This window comes from Rhodovulum sp. 12E13 (assembly GCF_003340565.1).
Lineage (GTDB): Bacteria > Pseudomonadota > Alphaproteobacteria > Rhodobacterales > Rhodobacteraceae > HLUCCA09.
On the sequence record NZ_QPLK01000043.1, the window covers coordinates 1 to 14,717 of the forward strand.

Below are 14,717 nucleotides of genomic sequence, written 5' to 3' on the forward strand. Positions count from 1 at the left end.
CGTGCCCCCGGCCAACAAAAGCTGCGCACTTTCCTGCAAAGCTCACGTCCCATCCATCGCAACATCAGGGTTAAATGGATCAAGCAAACCTCGCCTCAGGAAGAGAGGGCACCGAGCTGCCGCTTACGGATATCGGCAATCTTCCCGATCCTTTCGTCATCTTCGCCTCGCGGGAGGACCCGGCGCTGCGCCTGTCGGCCCGCCTGACCGGGCACGAGGATCGGCTCGGCAACATCCGCTCGGTCGACGAAGTGGCCGGGCTGGACGTGACCGTGATCGACCTGACCGGCGCGGACGATGCCGCCTCCCGCCACCTTGCCGCCGCGACGTCGCCCACCATGATCTCGTTCCTGCGGCAGACCGAGGCGGTGCGCCGCGGCATCGCGGACAGCACGTCGGGGCAGTCGGGGCTCGTGCCCGGCACCGTCCTGATCGCGCAGGACGCCACGGCGATCCTGCTGGCCCCGGTCGCCGCGGTCGAGGCCGGGTTGAGATAGGGGCGTCAGTCTTCGTCGCGGTCGTTCTCGGCCGGGACAGGGCGTGGCTTCGGCGGATCGAGGCCGGCGACGAGGAGCGTGCGGAGGTAGGAGATGCCCGCCCGCGTTCCTGGCTCCAGCGCCTCGGCGACCTTGGGGCAGGCCTGCCAGGCGCCCTTTTGGTCGCGTTCGATCCAGCCTTTCGCCCGCATCGCTTCGAGCTTTCGGCGTACGCTTTCGCGCGGGATGCCCGTGACGTCGGCGATCGACGTGGTGTTCGTCGAGCGCTTCCGGGTCGCACGCTTCCGCCGCGTGCCGACGAGGGCGTCTTCCCAATCCTCCAGTTCGACGCCCTGCGTGAGCGTCACGAGGATCAGCAGCGCGTCGAGATCGCCGTCGAACAGGGGCCGGAGGGCGATGAGCAGGCGCGCGAATCCGGCCGTGTGCACGGGCCACAGGGTATCGAGCCGCTTTCGGACCCATTCCTCGTTGATGCGGTCAGGCGCCACGCGTTCTTCCCCGCGGTCTTCCTTGGGGTAATTTGCGCGGCTTTACATAGGATCTTGATCAATGTGGCAACCGTTTCGGTCAGGCCAATAACGCTTCCACGCCAGAGGGAGATGACGCTGTCGCTGCTGCGATGGCCGGCAAGCCCCTGATTTTTCGGGTAGAATTGTCCGTCGGGAGCGGTCGCGTGCCGATGGCGCTCACCCCCGTGCCGAAGTCAGCCGACCGCCCGTCGCACGCCGCGCTGCCTGTTCATCCGACGAACCGGCGATCCCGGCGGGTCAGTCGGGCCTCTCCACGATGGCGGAAATCGTCATGTAGTTCACGACGGCCGCGACGATGCCCGCGACCAGGCCGAGGATCAGCACCGCCATGCCGAGCCCGACCTCCACCGTCCCGACGGTGCGCTGCCAGACCACCGCCGCGGCCACGACGGCGCCGAAGGCGAACAGGCCATGCTTGATCACCAGCCAAAGCGTCGTCGGCACGAAGGGCTTCTTGGGTCCCTTCGTCGTCCAGTGCGCCACCGCCGTGAGGATCATCGCGAGAGACACGGCGAGCGGCACGGAGGACCCAAGCACGGTGTGCGTCTCGGTGCCGATCGAGTCCACCGTCAATGGCATGGGGCCTGACCCGCGCAGCAGGAAGACCTGGATGCCGCCGTTGATCACGGCATTGATCACGCCATTGATCACGGCACCCTTCGGGATCTCGGGCTGGCTGGGCGCGGACTGGACGGTCGACGACATCTTGATCTCCTATGGTGCACCGGCATGCCGCGCAGGGCAGGCCCGCGGCCGGATCGCCGCGGACCGGCGTTGTCGAGGGCAGGCGCGCGTACCGTGCAGGCGCGCCGCCGCCCCGTTTCCTCAGCCGAAGAGACGCACGACGTGGCCGCCGCCGTGGACATTGATGATCTGGCCGCTGACCCAGCTCGACGCCGGCGAGGTCAGATAGAGCATCGCGTTGGCGATGTCCTCCATCTTGCCCGCCCGCCCGGTCAGGTTGTCGGGATGCGCCAGCTTCTCCTGCATTTCGGGCGTGACGCCGGCATCGGCGTAGCCCGGGGTGATGACCGTCCCGATCAGCACGGAGTTGACGCGCACCTTGGCCGCCAGCATGTGCGCCAGCGAGACCATCATCTGGTTGAGCGCGGCCTTCGCCGTGCCATAGGGCAGGATATCGGCTGCCGGCACGGCCGACGAGAATGAACCGGAATTGGTGATCGTGGCGTTCTCGGCCTTTTCCAGATAGGGCAGGCAGGCCATGCTCATCCGGTAGGCACTGACCGTGTTCAGATCGTAGGACTTCAGGAACTCTTCCCTCGGGATCGCGGTCCGGTCGGGCTGGCGCTGGCCCCAGCCGACGTTGTTGACGAGGGTGGAGACGCCGCCGAAGGCCTTCACCGTGGCGTCCACGACGGCCTGGATGTCCTCGTCCTTGGTCACGTCGCAGCCCATGCCCAGGACCTCGTTGCCGGTCTCCCTGGCGATGTCCGAGGCCGTGTCGGCGGACTTCTCGGCCTGCAGGTCGCAGACCATGACCTTCGCGCCGGCTGCCGAGAGCGATTTGGCGATTTGTGCGCCAATGTTCTGCGCAGCGCCGGTGATGATGACGTTGTGGCCGTCCATGCGGAAATCGGCGAATGCGTCGAAGCTCATGGGGATCTCCCTGTGTTCGGTGAGGGCTGGGCGGGCCCGATTAGGATGCGTCCCGTGGGCGCGCGTCAGTCGAGTTCCTGCACGCCGCCGCCGGACACGGTCAGGATCTGCCCGCTGACCCATTCCGCCGCGGGCGAGCAGAGATAGAGCGCGGCGCCCGCGATGTCGGCGGGCTCGCCCAGGCGCTTGATCGGCGTGTGCTTGAGCATCGTCTGCTCGACCTCCGGCGTCAGCACGGTGGCCAGCGCCGCCGTGCGGATCGCGCCCGGAGCGATGCCGTTGACGCGGATCTTCTTCGGCCCGAGGTCGTGGGCGATGTTGCGCGTCAGGTGGCTGATCGCGGCCTTCGACGAGCTGTAGGACGCCATGCGCACGTTCTTGTTCTCGGCCGACATAGACGAGATGTTGAGCACGGCGCCGCCGCCGGCCTTCTCGATGTGGGGAACCGCGATCTGTGTCAGGCGGAAGGGCGCGAAGACGTTGATCTCGTAGGCCCAGCGGAAGTCTTCCATCGGCATGTCGAAGGGCTTGGGCCCGCCGCCGCCGGCATTGTTCACCAGGATCGACAGGCTGCCGAAATTGTCGATCGCCGCCTGCACCGCCGCCTGCAGGTCTTCCTCCTTGGTCACATTGCAGGCGAGGCCCACCGCCTTGCCGCCGGCCTCGGTGATGCCCTTGGCGACCTCGTCGGCCGTCTCCTGCTTGAGGTCGCTGACGACGACGGCGGCACCTGCGCCCGCGAACATCTCGGCGATACCGCGCCCGATGCCGGCGCCCGCGCCGGTCACGAGCGCCACCTGGCCGTCGAGGCGGAACTTCTGGGGGTCGAACATCCTGCGCGTGTCCTTGACTGATTTGCGTTGCGTCAGTGGTACTGAATCGCCCGTTCCGGAAGAAGCATCCGACCGCTCACTTTGGGCGAAGCGGTCGTAATCCTGGAGCGATCTGGCCGCCCATTCCGGGCGCCTGTGTGCTTGCGCACGCGGAGTTCGACGTGGAAATTTGCCGCGAATGTTGGCCGCGGCCGGCCGGGGAAACAGGAGGGCGGCCATGCGCATCGTCATGATCGGCGGCACCGGGTTTCTCGGCTATTTCACCTGCCGGGACCTCGCGGCGCGCGGGCATGACGTCCTCGCAGCCGGCCTTGCGCCGCCTGCGCCCGGCACGATGCCGGATGGCGTGACCTCCGCCATTTGCGATGTCGAGACCTGCACGGACGCGGAGCTCGCTTCGTTGCTGGAGGGGGGCGGAGCCGTTCTGTACGCAGCCGGCGCCGATGGACGGTTCTCCGGCAGCGCGCCCGTCATCGAGGCGTACCGCCACCACAACGCCGCGCCGATCCGCCGGCTGGTGCCCGCGATGCGCGCGGCCGGTTCCACGAAGCTGGTGATCTTCGGGTCCTACTACACCGCACTTGCGCGCGAGCGTCCCGAGCTCGTCACCCTCGCCCGCAATCCCTATCCCCTCTCCCGTCAGGAACAGATGGACGTGGCCTTCGACCTCGCAGGCGACGATATTGGCGTCGAGGTGCTGGAACTCCCCTACATCTTCGGTGGCGCGCCGGGCCGCGGCACCCTCTGGGGCTTTCTCATGGACAAGGTGGCGGCGCCGGGGCCGGTTCCGGTGCCCGGCGGCGGAACGGCCTGTGTGACGGCAGCTCAGGTGGCTGCCGCCGCCGCTGGCGCGGTGGACCGCACCGGCCCGTCCGCCGCCTGGGCGATCGGCGGCGAGAACCTGTCCTACCGCGCGATCTACCGGCATTTCGCCGACGCGCTCGGCATCACGGCGACGCTGGTGCCGGCCGACCCCGAGCGGGAGCGTGCCGCCGCCGAGGCGCAGCGCACCCGCCTCGCCGAGGCCGGCATGGAAACGGGCTACGATCCGCTCGACGTCGCCCGCTGGCAGGAGGAGGAGCTGTTCCTCGACCCTGCCCCGGCCATGGACGCCCTCGGCTACGGCACGGACGACATCGCCCGCGCCATCCGGGAGACCGTTCTTGCCACGCAGGCGCATGGCGGCCAGGGGCCCGCGTGCCTCAGGAAACCCGCATGACCAACGCTCCCGTCGCACCCGAAACATTCACCCCCGGACGCTTCGCCGGGCAAACGATGCTCGTGACCGGCGCCGCGGGCGGAATGGGGCTGGCCTGCGCCACGCGGGCGGCGCGCGAGGGCGCGTCGGTGGTTCTGTGCGATATAAACGCGGAGGCGGCGAAAGAGGCGGCCGAGGGCCTCCTTGCCGAGGGCGGCCGCGCCATCGGGATCGGCGCCGACATCACCAGCCGTGACGATTGCGCGGCGATGGTCGGAGCCGCGGTCGAGGCCTTCGGCGGGCTCGACATTGCCATCAACGCTGCGGGCGTCATGGATGGCGGCCGCGACGGCCAACCCGCGCCGATCCATCTGGCGAGCGACGCGTATCTGCGCCGCACGATGGAGATCAACGTGATCGGCACGATGCTGGCCTGCGCCGCCGAGACGGCGCGCATGGTCGAACAGGGACGCGGCGGGGCCATCGTCAATGTGGGCTCCACCACGGGCCTGACCGGCAGCGCCGGCACGCCGGCCTATGTCGCGAGCAAGCACGCGGTGAACGGGCTCACCCGCTCCGTCGCCATCGACTACGCCCCATACGGCATACGCTGCAACTCGGTGAACATGGGCCCGACCGAAACGCCGATGCTGGAGCGCGCGATGGAGTTCCTCAAGGAACGCCAGGCGACCGTCCCCTCCGGCGGGGCGTCGTCCCCGCGCCCGGCGGTCAAGCCCGGGGCCCTGATCGCGCGGTCCTCCACGCCGTGGGAGCAGGCCGCCGTCATCCTCTTCGCCGCCTCGCGCGAAGCCAGCTACCTGACCGGGGCCCTCATCGCGTCGGACGGGGGGTGGACAGCCTATTGACAGGCGCGGCAAAAGGAAACGCGCACGGGGGGCCGAGCTGCGGACAGGGTGGAGCTTGCGCCGCATGTCGTCCGGGCCAGAGCTGCGCGTGCTGACCGGGAGCATCGCCATGGCGCGCATCACGTCCAACCGCCGGATCATTCTGCTGATCGGCACCCTTTGCCTGCTCCTGGCGCCTCTGGCGCTGCGCGCCCAGCCGGCCGACTTCTCTGGCGACTGGCAGACCTTTTGGCGCACGGGCAGCGCCGTGCTGAGCCTGTCGCAGGAGGGCGACCGCGTGACAGGCAGCTACCAGCCCGACGATGGCACCGTCGAGGGAACGGTCGAGGGCCGAGTCCTGCGCGGGACATGGGCGCAGCCGGGCGCGTCGGGCGCGTTCGTCTTCGCCCTGTCGGAGGACGGGCAGGTGCTGACCGGCCGCTTCGGCAACGGCGAATACTGGAACGGCTTCCGCGAGGACGCCGAGGACGGCAGCAGCCGTTGGCGGCTCGGCAACGCGACCCCGCGCGAGACGCTGCGCAGCCTGCTGATCGCGGCGAACGTGGCCACCTATGCGGGCGACGCGGGCGCCCTGCGGCAGGTGGGCAACCTCGTGAGCTATGCCGGCCCGTCGACCAACGCCGGCGACCGGGCGAGCCGCCGCACGATGATGTTCGACATCCTCGACATGTCGACCCTGCGCATCATGGACGTGCCCGAGGCGCCGGAGACGCCGGATGAGGACCGGTTGCGCTTCGCGGTCGGCCCGGCCGCCGTGCCCGAGACGACCGAGCTCGAGTTCCGGCGGGATGCCTTTGGCCGCTGGCGCCTCGTCCTGCCCGACCAGGAGGCGTTGGCCGCCGTGCGGGGTCGCTTCCTCGAGGCGATGGGCCACGAGAGCATGGCCGAGCTCGACCGGGCGCGGGCGAACTCCCCCCGCACGGTGATGCGGGAGTTCATCCAGGGCGCGAACAGCTGGGACGAGGGCGGCCGCGCCCGCGCGCTGGCGGTGATGGACCTGTCGCACATCCCAGAGCGGCTGCACGAGCTGGAAGGGCCGATCTACGCCGACTTTCTCAAGCGCATCCTCGACAGGATCGCCTATGTCGTCTGGCAGGAAATCCCCGACGACCCCGACCGCAGCGTGCCTTTCGTCTATTTCCAGCATCCGGTGGGCGACATCACCATCGCGCGGGTGCCCGCGCCCGCCCCGGAGGACGGGAGCGCGGCGCCGCCCGAGCGGTGGAAGATCGCCTCGGCCACGCTGGCCGCGGCGCCGGCGCTGCTGGAGGCGATGCAGGAGTTGCCCGCCATCCCCGGCCTCGAGGAGCCGCAGGCCCTGTCGCCCTATTTCCGTCTTCGCGAAGCCGTGCGCGCCGCCGCGCCCGGCCTCGTCGTCGACCGGGGGTATCTGGAGCTGTGGCAATGGCTCGGCCTCGCCGCCGCCTTCGTCGCCGCGGCCGCCGCCGTGGTCGGGATCGGGGCGGCGCTGCGGGGCGTGGCGCGCCTGGGCGACGGCGCGGCGGGGCTCGGGCGGCTGGCGCTGCCGGCGGGGCTGCTCGCGGCCGCCGTGATCCTGTCCTGGGCGGTCCTGCGGCTGGGGCTGACGCAGATGGGCCTGCCGGCGGTGAGCACGGTAGCCGGGCTGTTCGTGGTCGTGGCTCTGGCCCTGCTGGCCTATCGCCTCACCGGGCTTATTGGCGGCTGGTTCCTCGCCCGCGCGGAGAAGACGACCCACTACGTCGACGAGATCGCGGCCTCTCTCGGCACCGGGCTCGTGAAGCTGCTGATCGTGATCGGCGCCATCATCGCGGCCGCCGACGTGGTCGGCCTGCCCTACGAGGGCGTGCTCACGGGCCTCGGGGTGGGCGGTGTCGCGCTCGCCTTCGCCGCGCGCGACACGGTGTCGAACCTGCTCGGCGGCGGCATCCTGATGGCCGACCGGCCCTTCCAGCGGGGCGACCTGATCGAGCTCGACGGCACGCTGGCCTCGGTGGAGCAGGTGGGCCTGCGCTCGACCCGGCTGCGCTCGCTCGACGACACGGTGCTGAACGTGCCGAACGCGCAATTGTCGGACCGCACCATCTCCAACTGGGGCAAGCGGCGCCGCCGCAAGATCGTGATGAGCGTGGGCCTGACCTACGACACGCCCCGCGACAGGCTCGACACCTTCGTGAAGCGCCTCAAGGAGGTGCTGCTGGAGCAGCCCCGCATGGACCGCGACGACCTCTATGTCGGGCTGAAGGGGTTCGGCGCCTCCTCGATCGACATCGAGCTGATGTTCTACCTCAAGGTCTACGGCTATGGCGCGCAGATCGATGCGCAGCACGCCATCGTCCTCGACATCGTCGCGCTGGCCGAGGAGGTGGGCGTCGAGTTCGCCTTCCCTACCCGCACCGTCCATATGGCCGGCGCCGCCGAGCCACCCCGCGTCCTGCCGGCGGAGCCACGATCGGAGGCGGCCGAAAATGCCGAGACCGCGCCCATCGCCGAAGGCAGCGGGTAGGCGCATGTCGGCCTCGGCTGCACTCCGTCCGCCCGGAGGCCAGGCCGCGTCTTCAGCTCGCCGTCTGGCCGACGCGATGGGCGACCGCGCCGTCATCCGCGCCCTGCGCGAGGACGGGGCGCCGCGGCTGTCGGCCCGCCCGACCAGGGACGATCACGGGTTCGGCAGGCTCCGCCCGGTAGGGAATGCGCCCGGGCTGGACAGGCCCATCATCGATCTGACCGGAGCGGGCCGTGCCGCCTCGCGCCCTCTCGCGGCCGCGCCCCTGCACGCCGTCCTGCGCGCCCGCACCGCGGCGCCGCGAGGCGTACTCGTGCATTCCGGCCCGGCCCCATGAACATCGACCCATCCTCCGGTTCGATCCTCAACGCCGGGCAACTGAGCGCGGCACTCGTCGTCACGCTGTTCCTGGTCTGGACGCTGGCGCGGCAGGTGCGCGTCGTCCGGGCATTTCTGCGACGATACCGCCGGGGCGGGGCGATCCTCGACTTCGTTCTCTTGCCCGCGGGCGTCTACGCGGCCGGATATCTCGTCGCGTCCACGCTGGGAGACTACGACCTTGGCGAATGGCAGGCCTTCGTCGAGGGTCTGACCCATCTCGGGGTGTTCCTCGCCTTCGGCTACGGCGCCGCCCGGATCGTCGCGGCCCGGATCGAAGAGAGGGCGGACGGCGGCCAAAGGCCCATGTCGCGCATCGCAAGGACCACGCTGTTCGCGGCCTGCATTTTCGCGGGCTTTCTGCTGTTCCTCATCACCAACAACTATTCTCCGACCAAGCTCTACGTCTCGACCGGGGCGGTGGCCGCGATCCTCGCCTTCGCGATGCAGCAGACCCTCGGCGACTTCTTCTCGGGCCTTGCCCTGAGCATCGAGAAGCCGTTCCGGACGGGCGACCGGCTGCGCTTCGACGACGGGTCGGAGGGGGTGGTCGTCGATATCAACTGGAGGTCGACGCAATTGCAGAGCATGAACGGGGGTATGTATGTCATCCCCAACGCCATGCTGTCGCGCCAGCGCTTCCTGAACCTCCGGGGCGCGGGCCAGACCTATGCCCAAGGGTTCGATATCCGCGTCTCGGGCGCGGCAGACCCGCGAGAGGTGATCGCGCTGCTCTCCGAGGCCGTGTCGCGCTGCCAGAGCGTGCTGCGCACGCCGGCCCCTGTCGTGCGGCTGAAGGACGGCTCGATCCGCCCCTACACCTATTCCGCCTGGGTCCATTTCCCCGATTATCCAGCGATGTTCGCCGGCCGGGAGGAGCTCTATCTCGAAATGCACGCCGCCCTTCGCGCGGCTGGCCTCGAGGTGGCTGCGCCGATCCATGACATTCGGCTCGATCCGGCCGATACTGCAGCATCCGGGGCCCACCACCGACCGTGAGCGGCACAGCCGGACCAGAACGGAGACCGCACCCATGAGCTTTGCCCGTGCCCTTCTCGCCAATCTCTCGCTGCCGAGCCTGCTGCTGGCGCTGCTCTTCCTCGCCGCGTCGCTGACGCCGTCGCTCATCCCCCGCGGCCCGGTGGTGCAGGGCGTGCTCGGGGGGCTGGTCATGGCGCTGGGCTATCTTCTGGGCCGGATCGTGGACGCGCTGTGGCTGGCGGCCGACCTTCCGCGGATGCGCGGGCGGGCCGCCGCCCTTGCCCGCACGGTCACGACCGTCGCGGTGCTCGGCGTGCTGGCTTGGGCCGCGGTCGCCAGTGTCCGATGGCAGGACGACCTGCGCCTGCGCATGGGGCTCGAGGCGGCCGAGGGGGGGCACTGGCTGCAGGTCGGGCTGATCGTTCTGGCGGTCTTCCTCGTGCTTTACATGATCGGGGTGGCGGTGCAGCTCCTCTTCCGGCTCGTGCGCGCCGCGCTCTACCGCGTGATGCCGCCGCGGCGGGCGAACGTCCTCGGCGTGCTCGTCGTGGTGCTGGTGCTGTTCGGGCTGACGCGGGACCGTCTCGTGCCCGCCGTCCTCGCGCTTCTCGACGAAAGCTACGAGGCCGCGCAGAACCTCTTCGAGAACGCGCCGCCGGCGCCGACCGATCCGCGCTTTCCAGGCAGCCCCGACTCTCTGATCGGCTGGCAGGCGATGGGCCAGCCGGGGCGCGACTTCGTTACCGGCGGGCCGGACGGCGAGGCGATCGCCGCCTTCACCGGTGCAGAGGCGCTGGACCCGATCCGCGTCTATGTCGGGCGGGCCAACGCCTCGACGGCCGAGGCGCGGGCGCAACTCGCCCTCGACGAACTCCTCCGCCTCGGCGCGTTCGAGCGCGAGGTGCTGGTGGTGGCCAGCCCCACCGGCACCGGCTGGCTCGATCCCGGCTCGCACGATCCGCTGGACTACATGCACGGGGGCGACATCGCGACGGTCGCGGTGCAGTACTCCTACCTGCAATCGCCCCTCGCCCTGATCTTCGAGACGCAGACGGGGCTCGAGCAGGCGACCGCGACCGTCGCCACGATCCACGACTACTGGAAGACGCTGCCCGCAGGCGACCGCCCGCGCCTCTACATCCACGGCCTCAGCCTTGGGGCGTGGTCGTCGATGTACGCGACCAACCTGTTCCGGCTGGTGAACGACGGCATCGACGGCGCGCTCTGGGCGGGCCCGCCGTTCCCGTCGAGTTTCTGGAATTACGTGCAGAACGCCCGCAACGAGGGCACGCCGTGGGTGCTGCCCGAGGTGGGCGACGGCGCGCTGGTGCGCTACGCCTCCCACGTGGCCGACGGCTCCGAGGGAGCCGAGTGGGGCGACATGCGGCTGATGTTCCTGCAATACCCCAGCGATCCGATCGTGTTCTACGAGCCCGCCTCGCTCTGGCGCGCGCCGACCTGGATGCGCGAGCCGCCGGGCCACGGCGTCTCGCCCCATCTGCGCTTCGTGCCCGTCGTCACGCAGTTCCAGCTTGCCATCGACATGGCGCTGTCGACGACCACGCCCGCGGGCTACGGCCATTCCTACTATGCGCAGGACTATATCGAGCCCTGGGTGCAGGTGACCGCCCCCGAGGGGTGGACGGCGGAGGACACCGAGCGGCTGAAGGCCCATTGCGACAACGGCTTCCAGCAGGGCTGCACGAACGAATGAGCGTGCGCATGCCCCACGCCCCTGTCCCGGCCGGGGCCGCGCGCCGGCATTTGCGCCGGCGCCGCGCGCGCCCCGCCCTGTTCGCCGCGCTCCTCGCCCTTTGCGCCGCGGCGCCGGCGACCGCACAGGAGCGTGGGCAGGGGGCCGCGCCCGAGCGTGGCGTGCCCTACGTCACCCTGCGCGACCGGACCGGGGCCGCGGCGCCAGCCGATTTCTACGGCGAGGCGCGCAGCGACCCGAAGGCGGGCTGGTGCGGCATCGACGAGCGCAGGATCGACATGCTCGCCCCGATGGCCGAGGCCGCGCCCTTCCACGTGCCCGACGAGATCCTGCGGGTGAGCGAGGTCCGCGAGAGGCCGCGTGCCGCCATCCTCGAGGAGCTGCGCGCCGGCGCGGGTGACCGCGCGCCGCTGCTCTACACGCACGGCTTCTACATCGACTTCGACAAGGGCTGCCGCCGCGCCACGATCTTCCAGGAGAACGCGGGGCTCGCGGGGCGGATGCTGTGGTTCAGCTGGCCCTCGGACGGCGCCCTGCTCAACTACACGCGCGACGAGGCGGACCTCTACTGGAGCGTGCCGGACCTCGCCGACACGATCACCGCCCTCGCGGCGGCCTTCGCCGACCGCGAGGTCGATCTCGCAGGTCACAGCCTCGGCGCGCGGGGCGTGGTGCTGGCCCTCTACGAAATCGCCGCCCGCCAGCCCGACCTGCGCCTGGGCGAGCTCGTCCTGCTCGCGCCCGACATGGATTTCGACATCTTCCGCAAGATGCTCCCCCGCATCCGCCCGATGGTGCGCGGCATCACCGTCTACGTGGCTGATGCCGACCGGCCCCTCGCCCTGTCGACCCAGCTTCACGGCTATCCGCGGCTGGGCGAGACGGGCAACGACGTCGCCACCCTCGGCGACGTGGACGTGATCGACGTGAGCGCGCTGCCCGTGCGCAGCCCGAGCGGCCACCTCTACCACATCCACGATCGTCAGGTCGGCGCGGACCTGCGCCAGCTCCTGGACGCCGGCCGGCGCGCGGCCGACCGCGACGGCCTCGTCGCCCGCGGCCGCAATCTGTGGGCGTTGCGCCCCGCGCGATGACCGTGGCCGAGGACAACGACCGCCAAACAGGCGAGCTTGACCGGCCGGGGCCGACCGGACGGCCCGCGTGCGCCGCGTCCAACCTTCCGGTGCCGGCGCGGTCCGGTCACTGGTCTGCCCGGCCTCGACGGCGCGGTCGGGCAGGTCCGGCCCGGGCCTCGATCTATCTCAGGCTGATGTCCGGGACGGCGCCCGGCAATGCGCGGCGGTCGTGTCGCGGAGTTGGTGGAAATTGGAGGGCGGCGTAATCTCCGGGTGAACTGACACCCACCCAACCGGCGGCGGCAACCGCCAGGGAGATCACGCCATGAACCAGATTACCGACACCGCGTCCTCTGCGCTACTGGCCGAGGAGGCCGGGTTCGACCCGATCGAGGAGCGCCTGCGGGCAAACGTGCGCGCCACGATCGAAGCCGTGTTCGAGGAGGAGCTGGCCAGCTTCCTCGGACGGTTCCGCTACGGCCGGGGCGACGGCCCCGCGAAGGGCTATCGCCACGGGCACCGAGAGCGCCAGATCACCGGCACCTTCGGGACGGAGACGGTCCGGGTGGCGCGCGCCCGGATCGAGGACGAGGGCGGCAAGGTGACGGAATGGCGGTCGAAGGCGCTGCCCCGTTACAAGAGACTGACAAGGAAGGCCGAGGCGCTGATCACGCCGGTGTATCTCGCCGGCACCAACACGCGCCGGGTCAAGCGCGCGCTGTTCGGGCTGTTCGAAGGCGCTGTCGGCAAGGACGTGGTCAGCCGCGCCTGGCGCAAGGTGAAGGTGGACTGGGACGCCTGGTCTGCGCGCAGTCTGGCCGACGAGGATGTCGTTGGTCTCATCCTGGACGGCACGGTGATCCGCACGCGGCTCGACAGGAAGGCCACCGACATCTCGGTGCTCGCCGCCGTCGGCGTGCGCCGCGACGGCCAGAAGGTGCTGCTTTCCATCAGGAATATGGGTGGAGAGAGCACGGCCGCCTGGCGCCGTTCGGGCGGCTTTCGCGGCCGCACCGCGGCCACGGTCCGTCCTCACCTCGAGGATCTCGACGCGCGCGGCCTCAGGCGACCCGAGTTCGTCATCGTCGACGGCGCACCGGGGCTGGAGGCCGCGCTCACCGCGCTGTGGGGCACCGAGCTGCCGATCCAGCGTTGCACCGTGCACAAGCACCGCAACCTTCTCGGCCACGCGCCGAAGGCGATGCATGACGAACTCACCGAAGACTATCGCGACATGATCTACGCCGAGACCGCCGCCGAGGTGGAGACCCGCCGCAAGGCGTTCCTGCGCAAATGGCGCCTGAAGTGCCGGGCAGTCGCCGACAGCCTCGAGGAAGCCGGCGAGCGGCTTTTCGCCTTCACCCGGCTCGACCCGTCGCAATGGAGATCGGCACGGACGACCAACGCGATCGAGCGGCTGAACGAGGAGTTCCGCCGCCGCATCAAGACCCAGACCGTCCTGCCCTGCGCCGAGACCGTGCCCATGCTGCTCTGGGCCCTGCTCGCCTCCGGCCAGATCACCATGCGCAAGGTCGACGGCTGGGAGACCCTCTCTCAGCCCATCGAGCCCCTCGCCCTTGACCAGGCCGCCTGATCAGGCCGAAATCGCCATGCCCGAAGAACGCCGTTCGAGAATTTCCACCAGATCCGAGACACGACCATCTCAGCGACGGAGCGAGGGACGACAAGGCCGGCGGCCTGCTGCTGTTCGGCCACCAGAGTCGCCGCGCGCCGCGCTTCCGCGAGATCGCGCTCGGCCTCCCGCTCGCGCTTCTTCGCGCGCCAGAAACTCCGGGCAAGGCCCAACAGCCATCGCGCCGCCGGCTGTACCACCTCCGCCAGCTTTCTACGAGCGCGGGCGTCTTGGGGTGCGTTCGGGCCGGTCGTGAGGCGCTCAGGCTTGTCGCCATCGCGCGGGCGATACACGATCTCTTCCTGCTCGACCGCATGGCGCCCGCGCGCCATTGCCCTCTTCTCCGCTCGAAGCCGCGCTTCCCGAGCTGCGAGTTCGTCAGACCGGCCGGCCAATTCGACCTTGCCGCTCTCGAGGGCAGAGCTTTCCTCCTGTACGTGTCGCATCCCGCGTGATTGTACGGCCGCTTCTTGAATAGTTCCGGCTTCTGGCGATGCCAGTCCTTGAGCGCCTCGATGGGCGTTCGGCCTTTCAGGACGGATTGCGGGAGCTGGCCGTTGTAGAGGCGGACGTAGCGCAGGATGGTCTGCTCGAGGTCCTCGCCGGAGCGGAAGCGGTGGCTTTGCAGGACGTCCTCGATCCGGCCGTTGAAGCGCTCGACCATGCCGTTCGTTTGCGGCCGCATCGGCGGCGAGAGTCGATGCTCGATGCCGAGATCGGCGCAGAGGCGATCGAACTCGTGGTTGCCCGTCGCGGCGCGCTTGCGCAGGCCGAACAGCCGGTCGGTGAACTCCTTGCCGTTGTCGGTGAGAACACGGGTGATCTTCATCGGCGCGGCGCGGTCGAGGTCGCGCAGGAAGCGCCGCGCGTTCGCCGCCGTCTTCGCGGTGTAGATGCGGACGAAAACCC

At 70.0% G+C, this 14,717-nt stretch carries 13 protein-coding genes and 1 pseudogene; 8 read left to right on the forward strand and 6 right to left on the reverse strand.

The genetic code is table 11. The features are described 5' to 3' along the window. Nucleotides 1-74 precede the first annotated feature (74 nt). The gene (locus DLJ49_RS19510) at nt 75-497 is read left to right on the forward strand and encodes an alpha/beta hydrolase (RefSeq protein ID WP_115395198.1); all 423 of its coding nucleotides are present in this window, start codon (nt 75-77) and stop codon (nt 495-497) included. A gap of 5 nt (nt 498-502) precedes the next feature. Here DLJ49_RS19510 and DLJ49_RS19515 read toward each other — a convergent pair whose 3' ends face one another. From DLJ49_RS19515 to hdhA, 4 genes are all read right to left on the reverse strand, one after another. Beyond that, entirely contained in the window at nt 503-985 is a 483-nt protein-coding gene (locus DLJ49_RS19515) for a helix-turn-helix domain-containing protein (RefSeq protein WP_115395199.1), read from the reverse strand. Nucleotides 986-1,264: 279 nt separating this feature from the next. Then, the gene (locus DLJ49_RS19520; RefSeq protein ID WP_115395200.1) at nt 1,265-1,732 is read right to left on the reverse strand and encodes a hypothetical protein; all 468 of its coding nucleotides are present in this window, start codon (nt 1,730-1,732) and stop codon (nt 1,265-1,267) included. A gap of 120 nt (nt 1,733-1,852) precedes the next feature. Next, entirely contained in the window at nt 1,853-2,644 is a 792-nt protein-coding gene (locus tag DLJ49_RS19525) for an SDR family oxidoreductase (RefSeq protein ID WP_115395201.1), read from the reverse strand. Nucleotides 2,645-2,709: 65 nt separating this feature from the next. Then, on the reverse strand, nt 2,710-3,477 hold the full coding sequence (gene hdhA, locus DLJ49_RS19530; protein ID WP_115395202.1) for a 7-alpha-hydroxysteroid dehydrogenase: 768 nt from the start codon (nt 3,475-3,477) through the stop codon (nt 2,710-2,712). A 217-nt stretch (nt 3,478-3,694) separates the two neighbouring features. On the opposite strand from hdhA, the gene DLJ49_RS19535 reads away from it, so the two are divergent. From DLJ49_RS19535 to DLJ49_RS19570, 7 genes are all read left to right on the forward strand, one after another. Then, entirely contained in the window at nt 3,695-4,696 is a 1,002-nt protein-coding gene (locus tag DLJ49_RS19535; RefSeq protein WP_158547523.1) for an NAD-dependent epimerase/dehydratase family protein, read from the forward strand. Further along, nucleotides 4,693-5,541, forward strand: coding sequence for an SDR family NAD(P)-dependent oxidoreductase (locus tag DLJ49_RS19540; RefSeq protein ID WP_199533454.1), 849 nt, complete (start codon nt 4,693-4,695; stop codon nt 5,539-5,541). Before DLJ49_RS19535 ends, DLJ49_RS19540 begins: the two co-directional genes overlap by 4 nt. A gap of 64 nt (nt 5,542-5,605) precedes the next feature. Then, the gene (locus DLJ49_RS19545) at nt 5,606-8,026 is read left to right on the forward strand and encodes a mechanosensitive ion channel family protein (protein WP_115395204.1); all 2,421 of its coding nucleotides are present in this window, start codon (nt 5,606-5,608) and stop codon (nt 8,024-8,026) included. A gap of 333 nt (nt 8,027-8,359) precedes the next feature. Further along, entirely contained in the window at nt 8,360-9,403 is a 1,044-nt protein-coding gene (locus DLJ49_RS19555; RefSeq protein WP_115395206.1) for a mechanosensitive ion channel family protein, read from the forward strand. 34 nt (nt 9,404-9,437) lie between these two features. Beyond that, on the forward strand, nt 9,438-11,099 hold the full coding sequence (locus DLJ49_RS19560) for an alpha/beta hydrolase (RefSeq protein ID WP_115395207.1): 1,662 nt from the start codon (nt 9,438-9,440) through the stop codon (nt 11,097-11,099). Continuing rightward, nucleotides 11,096-12,193, forward strand: coding sequence for an alpha/beta hydrolase (locus DLJ49_RS19565; protein WP_233489294.1), 1,098 nt, complete (start codon nt 11,096-11,098; stop codon nt 12,191-12,193). Before DLJ49_RS19560 ends, DLJ49_RS19565 begins: the two co-directional genes overlap by 4 nt. Before the next feature lie 307 nt (nt 12,194-12,500). Next, the gene (locus DLJ49_RS19570; RefSeq protein WP_115395208.1) at nt 12,501-13,769 is read left to right on the forward strand and encodes an IS256 family transposase; all 1,269 of its coding nucleotides are present in this window, start codon (nt 12,501-12,503) and stop codon (nt 13,767-13,769) included. Here DLJ49_RS19570 and DLJ49_RS22240 read toward each other — a convergent pair. Both DLJ49_RS22240 and DLJ49_RS19575 read right to left on the reverse strand, forming a co-directional pair. Beyond that, nucleotides 13,730-14,140 (reverse strand): hypothetical protein, encoded by a 411-nt coding sequence (locus tag DLJ49_RS22240; RefSeq protein ID WP_199533455.1) that lies wholly within the window; start codon nt 14,138-14,140, stop codon nt 13,730-13,732. The genes DLJ49_RS19570 and DLJ49_RS22240 overlap by 40 nt on opposite strands. Before the next feature lie 104 nt (nt 14,141-14,244). After that, nucleotides 14,245-14,717: pseudogene (locus DLJ49_RS19575) on the reverse strand (integrase core domain-containing protein); the annotation flags it as partial.

Excerpts from the sequence above, each read along its gene's own strand:
- DLJ49_RS19510 (WP_115395198.1), top strand. The coding sequence starts at position 75 with ATGGATCAAGCAAACCTCGCCTCAGGAAGAGAGGGCACCGAGCTGCCG.
- DLJ49_RS19520 (WP_115395200.1), bottom strand. The coding sequence starts at position 1,732 with ATGTCGTCGACCGTCCAGTCCGCGCCCAGCCAGCCCGAGATCCCGAAG.
- DLJ49_RS19525 (WP_115395201.1), bottom strand. The coding sequence starts at position 2,644 with ATGAGCTTCGACGCATTCGCCGATTTCCGCATGGACGGCCACAACGTC.
- hdhA (WP_115395202.1), bottom strand. The coding sequence starts at position 3,477 with ATGTTCGACCCCCAGAAGTTCCGCCTCGACGGCCAGGTGGCGCTCGTG.
- DLJ49_RS19535 (WP_158547523.1), top strand. The coding sequence starts at position 3,695 with ATGCGCATCGTCATGATCGGCGGCACCGGGTTTCTCGGCTATTTCACC.
- DLJ49_RS19540 (WP_199533454.1), top strand. The coding sequence starts at position 4,693 with ATGACCAACGCTCCCGTCGCACCCGAAACATTCACCCCCGGACGCTTC.
- DLJ49_RS19545 (WP_115395204.1), top strand. The coding sequence starts at position 5,606 with ATGTCGTCCGGGCCAGAGCTGCGCGTGCTGACCGGGAGCATCGCCATG.
- DLJ49_RS19555 (WP_115395206.1), top strand. The coding sequence starts at position 8,360 with ATGAACATCGACCCATCCTCCGGTTCGATCCTCAACGCCGGGCAACTG.
- DLJ49_RS19560 (WP_115395207.1), top strand. The coding sequence starts at position 9,438 with ATGAGCTTTGCCCGTGCCCTTCTCGCCAATCTCTCGCTGCCGAGCCTG.
- DLJ49_RS19565 (WP_233489294.1), top strand. The coding sequence starts at position 11,096 with ATGAGCGTGCGCATGCCCCACGCCCCTGTCCCGGCCGGGGCCGCGCGC.
- DLJ49_RS19570 (WP_115395208.1), top strand. The coding sequence starts at position 12,501 with ATGAACCAGATTACCGACACCGCGTCCTCTGCGCTACTGGCCGAGGAG.
- DLJ49_RS22240 (WP_199533455.1), bottom strand. The coding sequence starts at position 14,140 with ATGGCGCGCGGGCGCCATGCGGTCGAGCAGGAAGAGATCGTGTATCGC.